General features: G+C 69.5%; 11 protein-coding genes. 7 read left to right on the top strand and 4 right to left on the bottom strand.

What is annotated here, in order from left to right:
* Positions 1-14 precede the first annotated feature (14 nt).
* Positions 15-1,463 (top strand): PKD domain-containing protein, encoded by a 1,449-nt coding sequence (locus ACFOWZ_RS28210; protein ID WP_382376929.1) that lies wholly within the window; start codon positions 15-17, stop codon positions 1,461-1,463.
* A 92-nt stretch (positions 1,464-1,555) separates the two neighbouring features.
* Here the strand turns inward: ACFOWZ_RS28210 and ACFOWZ_RS28215 are convergent, their stop codons facing one another.
* Positions 1,556-2,437, bottom strand: a complete 882-nt coding sequence (locus ACFOWZ_RS28215; RefSeq protein WP_382376930.1) for a sulfotransferase domain-containing protein — start codon at positions 2,435-2,437, stop codon at positions 1,556-1,558.
* A gap of 216 nt (positions 2,438-2,653) precedes the next feature.
* Between ACFOWZ_RS28215 and ACFOWZ_RS28220 the strand changes: the two genes are divergently transcribed.
* Complete coding sequence (locus tag ACFOWZ_RS28220) at positions 2,654-3,025, top strand: hypothetical protein (protein WP_382376931.1); 372 nt, start codon at positions 2,654-2,656, stop codon at positions 3,023-3,025.
* A gap of 4 nt (positions 3,026-3,029) precedes the next feature.
* Here ACFOWZ_RS28220 and ACFOWZ_RS28225 read toward each other — a convergent pair whose 3' ends face one another.
* On the bottom strand, positions 3,030-4,154 hold the full coding sequence (locus ACFOWZ_RS28225; protein ID WP_382376932.1) for a PucR family transcriptional regulator: 1,125 nt from the start codon (positions 4,152-4,154) through the stop codon (positions 3,030-3,032).
* On the bottom strand, positions 4,151-5,290 hold the full coding sequence (locus ACFOWZ_RS28230; RefSeq protein WP_382376933.1) for a PucR family transcriptional regulator: 1,140 nt from the start codon (positions 5,288-5,290) through the stop codon (positions 4,151-4,153). The genes ACFOWZ_RS28225 and ACFOWZ_RS28230 overlap by 4 nt, the downstream gene beginning before the upstream one ends.
* Before the next feature lie 213 nt (positions 5,291-5,503).
* On the opposite strand from ACFOWZ_RS28230, the gene ACFOWZ_RS28235 reads away from it, so the two are divergent.
* Genes ACFOWZ_RS28235 through ACFOWZ_RS28245 form a run of 3 tightly spaced genes read left to right on the top strand, consistent with a single transcriptional unit; the run spans position 5,504 to position 8,629 of the window.
* Entirely contained in the window at positions 5,504-6,943 is a 1,440-nt protein-coding gene (locus ACFOWZ_RS28235) for an FAD-dependent oxidoreductase (protein WP_382376934.1), read from the top strand.
* The gene (locus ACFOWZ_RS28240) at positions 6,940-8,001 is read left to right on the top strand and encodes a hypothetical protein (protein WP_382376935.1); all 1,062 of its coding nucleotides are present in this window, start codon (positions 6,940-6,942) and stop codon (positions 7,999-8,001) included. Before ACFOWZ_RS28235 ends, ACFOWZ_RS28240 begins: the two co-directional genes overlap by 4 nt.
* Positions 8,002-8,029: 28 nt before the next feature.
* Positions 8,030-8,629: a TetR/AcrR family transcriptional regulator gene (locus ACFOWZ_RS28245; protein WP_382376936.1), complete on the top strand. Its 600-nt coding sequence runs from the start codon at positions 8,030-8,032 to the stop codon at positions 8,627-8,629.
* On the opposite strand, the gene ACFOWZ_RS28250 is transcribed toward ACFOWZ_RS28245, so the two are convergent.
* The gene (locus tag ACFOWZ_RS28250) at positions 8,630-9,790 is read right to left on the bottom strand and encodes a beta-ketoacyl synthase N-terminal-like domain-containing protein (protein ID WP_382376937.1); all 1,161 of its coding nucleotides are present in this window, start codon (positions 9,788-9,790) and stop codon (positions 8,630-8,632) included.
* A 201-nt stretch (positions 9,791-9,991) separates the two neighbouring features.
* On the opposite strand from ACFOWZ_RS28250, the gene ACFOWZ_RS28255 reads away from it, so the two are divergent.
* Positions 9,992-12,751 (top strand): sensor domain-containing protein, encoded by a 2,760-nt coding sequence (locus ACFOWZ_RS28255; protein ID WP_382376938.1) that lies wholly within the window; start codon positions 9,992-9,994, stop codon positions 12,749-12,751.
* A 477-nt stretch (positions 12,752-13,228) separates the two neighbouring features.
* Positions 13,229-14,425 carry an HNH endonuclease signature motif containing protein gene (locus ACFOWZ_RS28260; protein ID WP_382376939.1) on the top strand — a complete coding sequence of 399 codons (1,197 nt, stop codon included), beginning with the start codon at positions 13,229-13,231 and terminating at the stop codon, positions 14,423-14,425.
* Positions 14,426-14,943: the final 518 nt, after the last annotated feature.

Here is a 14,943-nt window from a genome sequence, read left to right on the forward strand (position 1 = left end):
AACTGGGGTTTTCATTGCGTGCACTGACCATCGCTGCCGCGGTCGCGCTGACGGCGGCACTGGCACCGGGCATCGCCCACGCGGCACCACCGTCGAACGACGACTTCGCCAACGCCACCACGATCGGCGCACTGCCGTTCAGCTCCACTGTGGACACACGTGGGGCCACTCGGGACTCCGGCGAACCGTCCCACTGCTGGTGGAGCAGCAACAGCGTCTGGTACCGCTTCACCGCTCCTGCCGACGGGTTCGTCCGGATGACGACCGACCGCCCGGACGAGCAGAAGCCGGCGATCTCCGCCTACACCGGCCAGCTCGGCGCGCTGACGTGGACACCGGGAGCGTGCCAGTACCCGCACGGCGGCGGCTCGAACACGTTCGCGGTGAAAGCGGGCACCACCTACCACTTCCTGCTGCAGGACACGTACTCCGCCGGACCCGTCACGTTCGGTCTGGAGGTCGTGCCGAGGGCGGCGAACGACGACTTCGCCTCGGCTGCGGAGGTGCCGTTCGACACCGACGTCGCGGCAGACCCCGGCCCCGCCTCGACGGAGGCGGGCGAGACCAGGCCGAAGTGCGAGAGCTGGTCCACCCGTTCGCTGTGGTTCCGCTACACCGCCGACCGCGCCGGGTTCACCGCGGCGAAGGTCACGCAGCGGTCCAGCGGCGCGACCGTGGCCGTCTACCGCGGCACCGCGGTGAACGCGCTGACCGAAGTGGACTGCCGGAACAGCAGCCACGACCCGGCGGTCTTCACCACCACACCCGGTGAGGTCTTCTACATCAGGGTCGCGGACGACGACGACTACGGCGCCACGCCGCTGACGTTGCGGGTGTCGGAAGCGCCGCAGCTCAAGCCCTACCTGGTGTACCGGCTCCCGGAGCACCCCGGCGTCTTCGACGAGGTCCGGTTCGGCATCGAGCCGGGCGACCCGGCGGGCCGCTACATCGCGGGTGGCGAGATCCGCTTCGGTGACGGCACGTCCGCCCAGATCCCCGCCACTCAGGGCGCGGCGCACATCACGCACCGGTACGCCGCCGACGGCGACTACGAGGTCACGCTCACCGCACGCACCGCGGACGGTCGTTCCGGCACCTCCACCCTCCCGGTGAAGATCGAGACGCACGACGTGACCGTCTCGAACGTCGTCGCCCCCGCCACCGCGAAGGTCGGCGAGACCGGCGACGTCCAGGTGTCCGTCACCAACGCCCGTTACGCCGAGGCCGTCGTCGTCGAGCTTCTTCGCCAGCGGTGGGACGGCTACCACGACGTCGTCAGCACGGTGCGCGGCCACGTGGCGAAGGACGGCACCCTGACCGTGCCGTCCAAGTACACCTACTCCGAGGACGACGCGAAGCTCGGCAAGGCGACGCTGAAGGCACGGGTGCGGCTCGACGGCCGCGAGGACAACAACCCGGCGGACAACGAGCGCGTGGTCGAGACGACCGTCGCGGCAGGTTAAGCATCTCGCCAGAGGTTCTGTGCGCTGCCCGTTGGTGATGAACGGCGCATTCGTTCACCTCAGGTGGACAAATGCGCCGTTCATCACCAACGCTACGGCCGGTGCAGCCAGTCGGCGACGTCGGGTGGGGCCAGTTCGGCCACGCGACGGTGGTAGCGGTCGAGCGCGACGGGGTCCAGCAGGCGCCGCCACTGGCCGCTGGTGCCGGAGCGGAAGAAGTTCTCGTTGCTGCGCCACAACTTCGCGTCGACGCCTGGCGCCAGGTCGTCGGCACGGCCGCGCATGTGGTCGAACGTCGCCGCGGCCGCGAGTTCCTCGATGCGCTCGTCGCTGACCTCGATCGACAGCAGCTGTGCCAGGCGCCGCAGCTCACCGGGCAGGTCGGCCTTGAGGTCCGCGTAGTGGAACAGCCCGACCTGGGGCTCGTCGCGCCGGTCCCAGAACGTCCGCACGTGGTTGACGAGGTTCGCCAGGGTCACGCCGAACGAGGACGTGTCGTCGACGAGGTCCGAGTTGGCCCACAGCCAGAACCGGTCGAGCTGGTCCGGCGGCGGTGGCTGCATGTCGAGGCCCGCCGGGGGCATGGCGTCCGGGTGGATGTTGGCCGTGGCGTTCTCGAACGACAGCATCACGTCCCGCGGATCGCGCCCGACGCAGAGGTACGTCACGTCCTCGCGGAACGGCAGGCCGTCGAGCGGGGTGTGGGTCTTGATGAACCGCCGGTGCTGCTGGCTTCCGAGCGTCGCCAGCGTCGCTGCCGTGTCGTACGTGGTCGCGTCCAGCCACGGTGAGATCTCGGTGAGCGGCCGGTCGAACTCGGTCTTGTCGAAGATCAGCAACGCGCACATCATCTGCATCCAGGTGGTGCCGCACTTCGCGGGCGGGCTCACCACCACGTCCCCGGCCCGGAACGGGAAGTCCGCCCACAGGGCGCTGTCGGACACCACGGTTCGATACCGCCTCAACGCAGCCATGGTCAGCTCTCCCCCAGCCTTCTCGACGTGCGCCACCTCCAGAGTGACACGCCCCGCTGACGATCAACAGCTCCTGGCGGCCCAACGCGGTTGCGGCTTCACGCGAAAACGGGTGTTCGCGCGGCGCCGCTTTCTCGCGAATCGACGAAGACGCGTCACCACCGCGCTGGAAGGCTTCGATTCAGTCGAACCTGCTCGGCATCCCGGAGGAACAACGTGATCGGAAAAGGACTCGGGCGCCTCTGCGCGTCGATCGGTGCCACCGCTGCCATCACGGCGTCGATCGTGGCCGGTGGTGCGGCCGCCGCCACAGCCCAGCCGGTGGCCGCGGACGTCGGTACAGCCAGCCTGCACCGCAGCTGGGCGTGCACGGTTCCGGGCGGCTACACCTGGTCGTCGGTGCGCACCAACCCCAACTGCGGGTTCCGCTACGAGTACTTCCTGCTCGACGCCGTGAACTACAACCTGACCGGCGTCTGGGCCTGCGGGGTCCCGTCCGGCTACACCTACACCTCCGCGCGGCAGGGCAGCAACTGCTCGGCCTCGCCGGGTTCCTCTCCCTACGAGTACCGGCTCGCGAGGCTCTGACGGGTCAGCCGGCCAGCACGCGGGACACGACCGCGCTCAGGATCCTGATCCCGTGCGTGCTGGCCGGGTCGATCCCGGTCAGCTCCCTGACCCGCTGGAGCCGGTAGTCCAGGCTGCGCGGGTGAATCCGCAACGCCGCGGCGGCCCGTGGCCGGTTGAGGTCGTGGCGGTAGTAGGCGTCCAGGGTCTCCACCAGGTCGGGACCGACGGTCAGCCGGCCCGCGAGCTGGTGCAGCCACCGGTCGATCTCCGGCAGGTCCGCGGCGCCGAGCTCGATGAACACGTCGGCCGCGGTGTGGAGGTGACCAGCCCGTGTCACCCGGCTGACGCGTCTGGCCAGCGCGAAGGCCTCGGAGAGCGCGGTGGCCGGACCGCTGGCCGTGCCCACGGAGAACGGCCCGCCGATGATCTCGGTGAGATCGCTGACCAGCCTGACCGCGGTCGTCTCCTGACCGGCGGGAACCAGCGCCACGAACTCGCCCGGCCCGAACCAGGTCGCCGGAGCACCGCACCGGCGCCAGGCCGCGTGGACGGCTTCGGCGGCCACTTCCTTTGCCACGTCCGGTGTTCGAGCGACGATCACCTCGTAGCAGCCGGGCACCCGCACACCCAGCTCGCCGGCGTTCGCGATGGCGGCGACCTCACCCGCGAGCACCATCTCGGCGAACTGCCGCACCTGCGCCATCTCCGGCAGGAAACGCTTCTGCCCCTGCAGGAACCCCGTGGTGTAGGCCTGCTGGGCGGCGGTTCCCTGTGGCCCCAGCCAGCCGAGCATCCGCATGGTCACGGGGAGGTCGGCGGGTCCGGACGCCTCCTGGATCTCGTTGAGGGTGGCGCTGGCGTGCAACGTGAGCAGGCGCCGCAGGGCAGCGCGGGACATGCCCGTCTCACCGCGCCGTTCCCCGGTGGCCGCGACCACGGCGAGGTCGTCTGCGGTCAGTGGTTCGTCGCCCGCGACGAGTTCGATGGTGCGGCGCCGGATGAACACCGCGAAGTCGAGCATGTCCGCGTACTCGCGGGGGTCACCGGCGGCAGCGGCGTACTCCGGCAGGTCGCCGGTGCAGAGCTCGACGACTCGCCTGGCGTTGGCGGGCACCTGTTTTCTCAACGTGCCGAGGAAATCGCTCACACCGCTTCCCATCCGGACAGAGCACGGCTCACGGTGGCGCTCAGGATCCGGACACCGCGCACGGAAACCGGGTCCAGTCCGGTGAGAGCGTGGACACGCTGCAACCGGTAGTCGAGCGTTCGCGGGTGGACGTTCAACGCGGCGGCGGTGCGCGTCCGGCCCATGTCGTTGCGGTAGAAGGCGTCGAGCGTCGCCAGCAGGTCAGGGCCGTCGGCGAGTGCACGTGCCAGCTCGCGCAGCCACCTGTCGACCGGAGGAATGCGCGCGGCGCCGATCTCGGGGAACAGATCGGTCAGGTGGTGCACCGCGCCGGGTGCGGACCGGACAGGCGCGGCACGGCTGACCTGTCGTGCTCGCGCCAACGCCTCGCTCAGCTCACCGCTGCGGCCTCGCGCTGCGCCGGCGGCGCACGGAAGTCCCACCAGGTCAGCGAAGTGCTCGACGACGGCGAGGCTCGCAGCCTCGTCCGGTACCAGCGCGACGAACTCGCCGGGTCCCGTCCAGCAGACCGGTGTCCAGTGACGGCTCAGCAGGACCTGGAGAACGTCCGCGCGGTCGGGATCGCCCCCGGGCACGCGCACCACCGTCACGACGCAGTCGCCGGGCAGGTTCATGGCCACGGACGCCGCCATGTCCACGGCCACCGGGTCGTCGGCGAGCAACGCCCCGGCCAGCTGCTGGACGCGGTCGACGACGGGCAGGACAGCCTCCTGTCCGTCCAGGAACCCTTGCGTGTAGGCGGTTTGCGCGGCCAGCCCCAGCGCCGGCAGCGAGGCGAGCGTGTGCATGATGTCGTTGAGATCGTGTGGATTGGCCGCCTCGTGCACCTCCTTCAGCGTCAAGGAGGTGTGGATCTGCAGGGCGTGCCGCTGGGAGGCCAGCGAAAGCCCGCTCTCCGCGCGGTTGCGTCCGACCGCGCGGATGAAGGCCAGGTCGGCGGCGGGGAACGGTTCGTTCGCCCTCACCAGCGCGACCGTGCGTTCTCGCAGGTACACCGCGAAGTCCAGCATCGCGGCACGTTCCCCGGACTCGTCCGCGATCTTGCGGTAGTCGGGGAGTTCGCGCACGTAGACGTCGACAGCACGGCGGCTGTTGGCGTCGACGCTGTTGCGCCACAGGGTGAAGAGGTCCGCCACATCGCCCCCTCGGCCAGAGGTTCACCCGAAAGGCCATCGTGGTGGGAGAACCTGACCGACAGGTACCGCCGGGAGGCCGACGCCGAAGACCGCCTTGTGCCGCAAGGGGTTCACGTCCACTCACGAACGAGAGCAGCCAGTTCGTCGCTTGACGCCCGCGTCGGCCGATCATACATTCGAAGTCACTTTGTATGATCGAGGGAGTTGGTCGGCATGCGCCTCGGTACCACCGCCGTCGTCCTCGGTGGCAGCGCGGCAGGCCTGTGCGCCGCGGGAGCGCTCTCCGCGCACTTCGACCACGTTCTGGTGCTCGAACGCGACGTGCTGCCGGCCGACGCCGAGCACCGCCGCGGCGTGCCGCAGAGCAAGCACCCGCACTTCCTGCTGAACTCGGGCCGTCGTGCGATCGGGGCGCTGTTCCCCGGTTTCGAGGAAGCGCTGATCGCGGCGGGCGGGCTGCACCTGATGCCGTCCATGGACGCCGCCTACCTCGACGAAGAGGGCTGGTCGGCACGCAAGCGCGGCACGATGACGATGATCTACGGCTCGCGGCTGCTGATCGAGCGGGTGCTGCGCGACAAGGTGCGCGAGCTGGCCAACGTGACCATCCGCGAAGGCGTGTCGGTCACCGGCCTGAGCACGCGCGACGGCGAGGTCACCGGAGTCTCCTTCACCGATGACGAGCACGTGCAGGCCGACCTCGTCGTCGACGCGATGGGCCGGGGATCGCCGGTCTCCTCGTGGCTGGTGGCCGCGGGCTGGCCGGAGCCGGAGGTGCGCACGCTCGACGCCAAGGTCACCTACACCTCGCGCTGGTACGAACTTCCCGAGCAGCCGCCGGAGTCGTGGTGGTGGCGGCACCTGGTGATCATGCCGACCCAGCACCGGGGCGAGCACCCCGCCGAGCACGAGTTCCTGGTCAACTTCTTCCCCATCGAGGGCAACCGCGCCATCGCGTGCATGGGCTCGTGGGGCCACGAGATGCCGCGCACCACCGAGACGTTCACCGGGTCGGCGCGGCGGGTCCGGACGCCGTTGTTCGCGGCCGCGATGGACCGGTGCTCTCCGCTCTCCGAGGTGCACCTGACCCGGTCCACCGGCAACAAGTGGCGGCGCTACGACCTGTGGGCGACACCGCCACGCCGGCTGGTGTTCGTCGGCGACTCGATCTGCGCGTTCAACCCGTTCTACGCGCAGGGCATCAGTTCCGCGGCGAGCTCGGCGTTGTTGCTGCGCGAGCACCTCTCGCGTGCCGAGGAGGTCGGTACGACGTTCTCCTCGAAGTTCCTCGTGGCACAGCGGAAGTCGCTGAACGTGCCGTGGCGCCTGGCACTGGCCAGGGACCGCGGCTACGCGTGCGCCGAAGGCACCGAGAAGATCAGCGAGTGGAAGCGGCGCATCGTCGCGGCGGTGTCGGGACCGGCGTTCAGCTTCATCGTCGGTGCCGCACGGGAGTACGAGGTCGTCGACGAGCACTTCGCCAAGGTGTTCAACCTCGACGAGTCGCTGGGCGACATGATGACCAACCCCCGTGTACTCGCGGCATTTCTGCGTTATCGCGTCCGCACCGCGTTGGGACGGCACAGGGTTCCGTTCGGGTTCGATCCCCAGGCCGAACCGCCGGTCACGGACTACTCGGCGGCGGCACGATGACCACCACCTGCGGGCCGGACGCCGAGGCCGTCGCGCGCGACCTCGGCTTCGACTGCCACGACGTCTCCCCCGTGGTCTCGGTCCGCGCGCCCTGGGACCTCGCCCACCCGACGATGCCGTTGCTGGAGCTGCTCGTCGTCGGTGGCGCCGTCTTCGCGCTGGTGCACGCGGTCCGCCGCCACCGCGCGGGCGACCCGGTCAACCTCGCGCTGTGGTGGGCGTCGCTGGTCTACCTCCTCGTGATCGAACCACCGCTCTACTTCCCGGAGTGGTTCGGTCTCGACGAGATCTACGGCTTCATCTTCGCCCACAACAGGTTCACCGTGCAGTTCATGTGGGACCGCCTGCCGCTGTACATCGTGGCGTTCTACCCGATGATCAGCCAGCTCGCCTACGAGGTGGTGCGCTGTCTCGGGATCTTCCGGCGCCGTGGCGCGCTGGCCGGATCGGTGGCCGTCGCGTTCGTCTTGCAGGTGTTCTACGAGGTGTTCGACCACGTCGGACCGCAGCTGCGGTGGTGGGCGTGGAACCCGGCCAACCAGGTCGTCAACCAACCGGCCATGGCGTCGGTGCCGTTGCAGAGCGCGCTGCTGTTCGCCTCCGTCTCGTTGGGAGCCATGACGTACCTGGTGGTGCGTCTCGCTCGGCGCGGCTGGCTGGCGCGCACCGTGCTGGCCGGAGTGCTCACACCACTGGCGATGGTGGTTGCCGGCATCCCGTCGAGCATCTTCCGCGGGAACCCCACAGCTCAGGCGTGGGTGCTCGGCGTCGAGCTGGCGCTGGTCTGGCTGGCGGGCGCGTGGATCATCGTGACCTCCCGGCAACCGCTGGACGAGCCGTTGCCCGCGTTCACCCGGATCTACCCCGCGGCCTACCTGGTGGTGATGGCGGGGTTCTGGATCAGCGCTCTGCCGTCCTACCTCGGCGCGGAGAACGGCGTCACCGCCGACGGCACCCCGATCGGAAGCGGCCTGTACGTGCTGGCCTGCTTCGCCGGAGCGGGACTGGTGCTGGCGGCGCTGCACCGGGTGCGCCGCGCGGCACCTGCTTCCGTCTGACCGATCCCGCTCGGGAAAGATGGTGCGCATGGGGCACCACGGATGGCAGGGCAACCCGCCCGGCACCGAGCAGGAGGCGCGCCGCCGGATCGTCGAGGCGGCGACGGCGTGCATCGACCGTGCCGGGCTCGCCAAGACCAGCCTCTCCGACGTCGCCGCGGAGGCCGGGGTCACCCGCCAGACCGTGTACCGCTACTTCCCGCGCCTGACCGACGTGCTGAGCGCCGTCGCCATCGCCGGCGCCGAGGAGTTCGCCGGACGGATGGCGCGACACCTGACGTCGTTCGACAGCCCCGTCGAGGTCGCCGTCGAGTCCGTCGTGTTCGGCGTGCGGGCCGTTCCCCGCGAGCCGTACCTCGGCCTGCTCCTGGAGGCCGGTGAGGGCGACTTCTTCACCGACGCGGTCGCGTCCGGCCAGTGGTTCGCCCTCGGCGCGCGGATCCTCCGCGACGTACCCGTCGACTGGGCCTCGGCGGGCGTCAAGACCGACGACGACTTCGCCGGGCTCGCCGAGGTCCTGATGCGCCTCTTCCTGTCGTTCCTGCAACACCCCTCGACGCCGCCGGTCACCGACGACCGGCTGCGTGCCCTGGTGCGCCGCTGGATCGGGCCCGCCCTGCGCGCATGATCAGCCGGGCGGTGCCAGCACGACCACCGAGTTGTGGCCGCCCATGCCGAGCGACGACTTGACCGTGATGCCGTCACGGGCCGGGGTGAGCCCGTCCAGCAGCCGCGGATGTGCCGGTGCGACCACCGGTGGTGCCGGGATCACCCCGCAGTCGTAGGCCATCGCGGTCACCGCGACCTCGATCGCCGACGCCGCGCCCTGGCAGTGCCCCGTCAGCGGCTTCACCGAGTAGACGCCGGTGTCCTGACCGAACAGCTGCTCCAGCACGGCCGCCTCGGCGGTGTCGCACTGCGCGGTGCCCGGACCGTGCGCGTTGAGGTAGCGCACGTCGGCCGCGCTGACCGCCGCGTTGTCCAGCGCGTCGGTGAAGCACGCGGTGACCTGGTCGAGCCGCGGGTCGATCGACGTGACGTGGTAGGCGTCGTGCGACATCGCGCCGCCGAGCGTCAGGGCGTACGGACGTGTGGACTGGCGCGAAAGAACGAACGCCACCGACGCCTCGCCCATCACGAAACCCCTGCTGCCCTTCTGGAACGGACGGCACGCGTCGAGCGGCTCGGCGTCCACGATCGCGACTCCCAACCGGACGAAGTGGGCGACGTTCTCGGGAGTCAGCGATATGTCCGTCGCCACGAACACGACATCGTCGACGATTCCCGCGTCCAGCCAGGCTTTCGCCGTGATCAGACCGGCGTTGCCCGACGCGCACATCGCCGAGACGTTCATCGCAGGGCCGTGGAAACCGTATTCCTGCATGAACGTCGACATGGGAGTCGACGGCATCAACGCCAGGTAGTCGCGCAGTGGCAGCTTGCCATCGCGGGTGACGTAGAAGTCGCGCCACAGGTCCACTTCGCCCAGTACGACCGCGTGCAAAAGGCCTACGCGGCGGCCGGGCTGCCAGCCGCGCTCGCCCGCGTCGTCAATGGCTTCTCTCGCGGCGGCGCGCATCGCCCGCGCGAACCGGCTGGGCCCGTCCGCCGGATCACCGCCCTCCCCGACACGCGCCGCCCAGACGGTGTCACCGGGGAACCTGCCCAGCTCGGGGACCACGACGGCGGCGGGTTTCCCGCTCACCAGACCCTCCCAGAGCGACCGGCGGCTCCACCCGTACGCGCTGACCACGCCGATTCCGCAGATACCCACACCTCGCGCGACCATATCCAGCTCCCCCACACCGAGGGCCGACACATCACGTCAGCGTAACCGGCCGGACCGTCCCGTCACGAGGAAATCATCCGTCCACAATGGACATAGAAGCCGACCCTGACCGCCGGACGGATCCGGTCACCGGATATAACGGCACACCATGTTCACGCCAGACGGATGCGGCTCTGGCCGAGTGTGTAGTAGGACTTCACGATGGCAACGCCACCGGGAATTCGAGGAATCGTCGGTTCTGGGAGCCAAGACGTGAGCGGCCTGACCGGCGACACCGAGTTCGACCACGACCTCCTGGCGGACCTCGCGGTGTCGGTCGGCGCCGCGGTGGTGTGGTGGCTGGACCTCGGCGCGGACCAGTTCGGCTGGATGCCGGGCCTCGACGCGGTGGTCGGCGCGCCCGGCGCGGACCCCGACGCGGTGCGCGCCCGGCTGGCCGAGCTCGTCGAGCCGCTGACCGTGGCGGCCAAGGCCGCGCCCGCGTGGCAGGATTTCGAGCTGGAGCAGCCCCTCGGCACCACGGCCGGCACGCGCTGGCTCCAGTTCCGCGCCCGCGTCTCGACCCACGGTTCCGCGCGGGCCCTGGTCGGTGTCGTCGCCGACGTGACGCGGCGGCACGTCCAGCAGCAGGAGCTCGCGGACCTCGCCGACCGCTACCGGCTCCTGGTGGACCTCTCACCGGACGCGATCGTGGTGCACGAGGCCGGCAAGCTCGTGTACGCGAACCCGGCGGCGGTCCGGTTCGTGCGGGCCCGGTCCGACCAGGACCTGCTCGGACGGCCGATCACCGACTTCGTCCACCCCGACTCACAGGCGGAGATGCTGCGGCGGATCGCGAAGCTGACCGAGCCGGGCGCCACGAGCGACCCCGCGGACGCCGTGCTGGTCCGGTTCGACGGCGGCACGACCGACATCGAGTCGGTCTCGGTGCGCACGACGTGGGAAGGCAGGCCGGCGTTCCAGGTGATCATGCGGGACGTCACCGAGCAGAAGGCGGCCGCGGCGGCGCTGTGCTACCAGGCCGCACTGGTCGCGCACGTCAGCGATGCGCTCATCGCGACCACGTCCGAGGGCGTCGTGACGAGCTGGAATCCCAGCGCCGAGAACGTGTACGGCCACAGCGCGACCGAGGCGATCGGCCGGCCCATCAGCCAGGTGGTGGGAGCGCCACTGGACCCGGCGGCCGTGCTGGAGGCGGGCGGAGTCGTCCAGGCGGAACACCGCGGCTCCGACGGCGAAGCGCTGGCGGTGCGGGTCTCGGTCGCCGCGATGTCAGGCGGTTACGTGCTGATCTGCGCCGACGAGACCGCGCGCAGACGGGCGGAGAACCACTTCACGGCGGTGGTCGCCGCCATCCAGGAGGGCGTGCTCGTCGTCGGCGCCACGGGCCTCGTCGAATCCGTGAACCCCGCAGCCGAACGCATCCTCGGCGTGCGCGCGCGAGAAGTGGTCGGCAAGGCGGCGTCGTTGACCGAACTGCACGACGAAACCGGCCAGCCCATCCCGCTGGCCCAGTTCCCGTCGGCGATCACCCGCACGACCGGCCGCTCGCAACACGGCCGCATCGTCGGCGCCCGCCGCCCCGACGGCAGCCGCGTGTGGCTGTCCCTCTCGGCCCGCGCGCTCACCGCGGACGGCAAGCTGCCGGCGGCGACCGTCGTGTCGTTCACCGACATCACCGAACGCCGCATGATCGACAGCCGCCTGGAGCACGACGCCACGCACGACGCGTTGACCGGCCTCTGCAACCGCACGGTCACCATCAACCGCCTGAGTCCCGCCGCACGAGCACACCGCGCGGGCGTCACCGCGGTCCTGTTCATCGACCTGGACAAGTTCAAGGTCATCAACGACTCCCTCGGCCACAGCGCAGGCGACGAGGTCCTGCGAGTGGTCGGCACCCGACTGAGCCGCAGCACCCGCCGCGGCGACGTGGTGGGCAGACTCGGCGGCGACGAGTTCACCGTGATCGCGTACGGCGTGGCCGACCCGGACGAGGCAACCGCGCTGGCCGACCACATCCGAGCCGAGCTCAACCGCCCGATCGCAGTCGACGGCCGCCAGCTGCACGTGGACGCCAGCGTGGGCATCGTCCTGGCCGACCCCGGCGACCCCCGCGACGGCGCCGACCTCCTGCGCGACGCCGACCTCGCGATGTACCAGGCGAAGACCAGAGGCCGCGGCCGCGTCGCGTTCTTCGACGTGGAGCTCCGCGAACGCATCCAACGCAGACTCCAGCTGGAACAAGACCTCCGCATGGCCCCGCTCAACAACGAACTGTGGCTCGCCTACCAGCCCATCCTCGACCTGCGAACGAACCAGCGCTCGTCCGTCGAGGGCCTGCTGCGCTGGAACCACCCCCGCTACGGCCTGATCCTCCCCGGCGAGTTCATCACGCTGGCCGAGGAGAGCGACCTGATCAACATCGTGGGCGCCCACATGCTCCACACCGCCACCCGCGAAATCGCCGAGCAGGCCCCAGACCTCCAACTGACCGTGAACCTGTCAGCCCGCCAACTCGACGACCCGTGGCTCGTCTCCGCAGTCCGCAACGCCACGCACAAGGCGGGCCTGTCCCCCAGCGCACTGTGCCTGGAAATCACCGAAAGCGCCCTGATGCGCGACCCGACCCTCGCCGCACGCACCCTGGCGGCCCTGCGCGACCTGGGGGCGCGGCTGGCGATCGACGACTTCGGCACGGGGCACTCGTCGCTGGCCCAGCTGCTGACTCTGCCGTTGGACACCTTGAAGATCGACCGCTCTTTCACGGCGGGGTTGGGGGAGTCTGACGAGGCTGAGGCGATCGTCACCAGCATCGTCGCCATGGCTCATGCGGTGGATCTGACCGTGGTGGCCGAGGGGGTGGAGACGGTGGAGCAGTTGGAGATTCTGCGGTCGTTGGGGTGTGATCAGGCGCAGGGGTTCTTGTTGGGGCGGCCGGTGCCAGTGGGGTCGCTCTAACGGTCGACGTACGCGGTGGGGCGTGCGCGGGTCGGCTTGGGCGGGTCAGCGCGAGCTCCAGCAGGGTGGTCGCCTGCCATTGCCATGTCACCTTGCGTTGGTGGTCGCTTTGGGTCGTATGACGAGCTTTGGTTGCGTCATCGCCGCTTCGCGACGATTGCGATTGGGGCTTGACTTCGGGGCCCTTGCGAGGCGCTCATCGGCCTTGAAAAGCCGGGCATAAGGAGCCCGGCCGATCCAACCAGCGTAGCACCTCGCTCCCAAAGTCAAGCCCCAATCGCAAGCGTGCGTGGTTGCGTTTGTTGTTCCGCTTCCGTCATTACCGCTTGGCTGCGTTGGAATTGCCCGATTCGGCTCGGCTTCGCCATTGCCACTTGCCTTCGGCTTCGCGGATCACGTTGCTCGACTGGCCGGTTCACCCTATCGTGTTCCGCTTTGCCCGTTATCTTCCCGTGATCTTGCGGTAGATTAGAACACGTGATCGAAACCCGCCTCCTCTCCACCGACGAGCTGCTGAGCAGTCTCGTCGACGAGGTGACGGAAATCCGGGTGCGCGAGAACGCCGCATTGCAGATGCTCGCCGAGTTGGATCGGCGCGGGGTTGCTGGCGAGCTGGGGTACAAGGATTTGCCGCATGTGTTGCGGCATGCCGTCCGCTGGGATCTCCACACCGCCAAGCGGTGGATCGCCAATGCCGCGTTGCTGACCAATGAGATCACCCCGACCGGCAGCGAACTGGCCCCGGTGCTTCCGCTGACGGCGGAGGCGGTGGCCGAGGGCGCGCTGTCGATCGACCACGTCGCGGTGGTAGCCGAGATCATGAAGACCGTGCCCGCCGAACACGAGGTCACCGTGGTGGGCTACGCCCGCGACTTCGAACCCGCCACGGTCCGCCGCCTGGGCACGAAACTCGCCTACACCATCAACCAGAACGACCCCGAACCTCGCGACCCCAAGCCCGCGCCACCCGGCAATCAACATTCGATGCAGTGGAAGAACGGCAAGCTGGAGATCCGCGCCAAGCTCGACAAGGTCACCGGCGCCAAGTACGAGGCACTACTCGACCCACTGGCCAAGCCCCGCCCACAGACCCCGGACGAGGGCCCGGACCTGCGCACCCGCGAGGAACGCCAAGGCGACGCCCTGGCCGAACTGGTCGACCTGATGCTGCGCGCCGACCAGCTGCCCGAACACGGCGGCGAACCAGTCACCCTGACGCTGACCATGCCCTACGACGACCTCGCCAACCAGATCGGCCACGCCACCCTCGACAACGGCGAGCACGTCCCGGCCGACCAGGCGCGTCAGCTGGCCTGCAACGCGGGCATCATCCCCATGGTCCTGGGCGGGGCGAGCCAGCCACTGGACATCGGCCGCAAGACCCGCACCTTCCCCGCCGCGATCCGCAGGATCCTGGTCACCAGGGATCGGGGCTGCGCCTTCCCCGGCTGCGGCAGACCGCCACGGCAGTGCGATGCCCACCACATCCGGCACTGGGCCGACGGCGGCGACACCTCCGTCGACAACGCCGTGCTGCTCTGCCGCCACCACCACACCCTCATCCACCAGAGCGAGTGGGAAGTCAGCCTGGTCAACGGCATCCCGACCTTCTACCCGCCCGCCTGGCTCGCCCGACAACGAAGTCCCAGGCGCAACCTCATCAACACCGCCTGACCACGGCGAGGCGGTGTCGATGAAGGCCGCCTGACTACGGCGAGGCATCCATTCGCAGCTAATCTCCCAAACCTGAACCCCGAAGGCGAACGGCAATGGCTAGTCGAGCTGAATCTCCCACCGCAACGCTGGCAATGGCGAAGCCGAGCACCCCCGCCAACCGCGATGGCGAAGCCGAGCCGGACAGGGCAATGCGTCATCGGGCAAGCGGTAATGAGGTGAGCCGAACAACAAACGCGACCACGCACGCTTGCGATTGGGGCTTGACTTTGGGTGCGAGGTGCTACGCTGGTTGGATCCGCCGGGCTCCTTATGCCCGGCTTTTCAAGGCCGATGAGCGCCTCGCAAGGGCCCCGAAGTCAAGCCCCAATCGCAATCGTCGCGAAGCGGCGATGAAAAGACCCGGCTCGTCCTACGGCCCAGCCGACCACCAACACAGGGCGACCACACCAGCACAAGGCGACCACTCCGCTGGAACCCGCGCCGAACCACCCGAAGCCGCGCACACCCGAACCCAG

The sequence above is a fragment of the Lentzea rhizosphaerae genome, assembly GCF_042649515.1.
GTDB classification, from domain to species: domain Bacteria; phylum Actinomycetota; class Actinomycetes; order Mycobacteriales; family Pseudonocardiaceae; genus Lentzea; species Lentzea aerocolonigenes.

Bases quoted from the DNA above. Each gene is read 5' to 3' on its own strand.
- ACFOWZ_RS28215 (WP_382376930.1), bottom strand. From the start codon at position 2,437: ATGGCTGCGTTGAGGCGGTATCGAACCGTGGTGTCCGACAGCGCCCTG.
- ACFOWZ_RS28235 (WP_382376934.1), top strand. From the start codon at position 5,504: ATGCGCCTCGGTACCACCGCCGTCGTCCTCGGTGGCAGCGCGGCAGGC.
- ACFOWZ_RS28240 (WP_382376935.1), top strand. From the start codon at position 6,940: ATGACCACCACCTGCGGGCCGGACGCCGAGGCCGTCGCGCGCGACCTC.
- ACFOWZ_RS28245 (WP_382376936.1), top strand. From the start codon at position 8,030: ATGGGGCACCACGGATGGCAGGGCAACCCGCCCGGCACCGAGCAGGAG.
- ACFOWZ_RS28250 (WP_382376937.1), bottom strand. From the start codon at position 9,790: ATGGTCGCGCGAGGTGTGGGTATCTGCGGAATCGGCGTGGTCAGCGCG.
- ACFOWZ_RS28255 (WP_382376938.1), top strand. From the start codon at position 9,992: ATGGCAACGCCACCGGGAATTCGAGGAATCGTCGGTTCTGGGAGCCAA.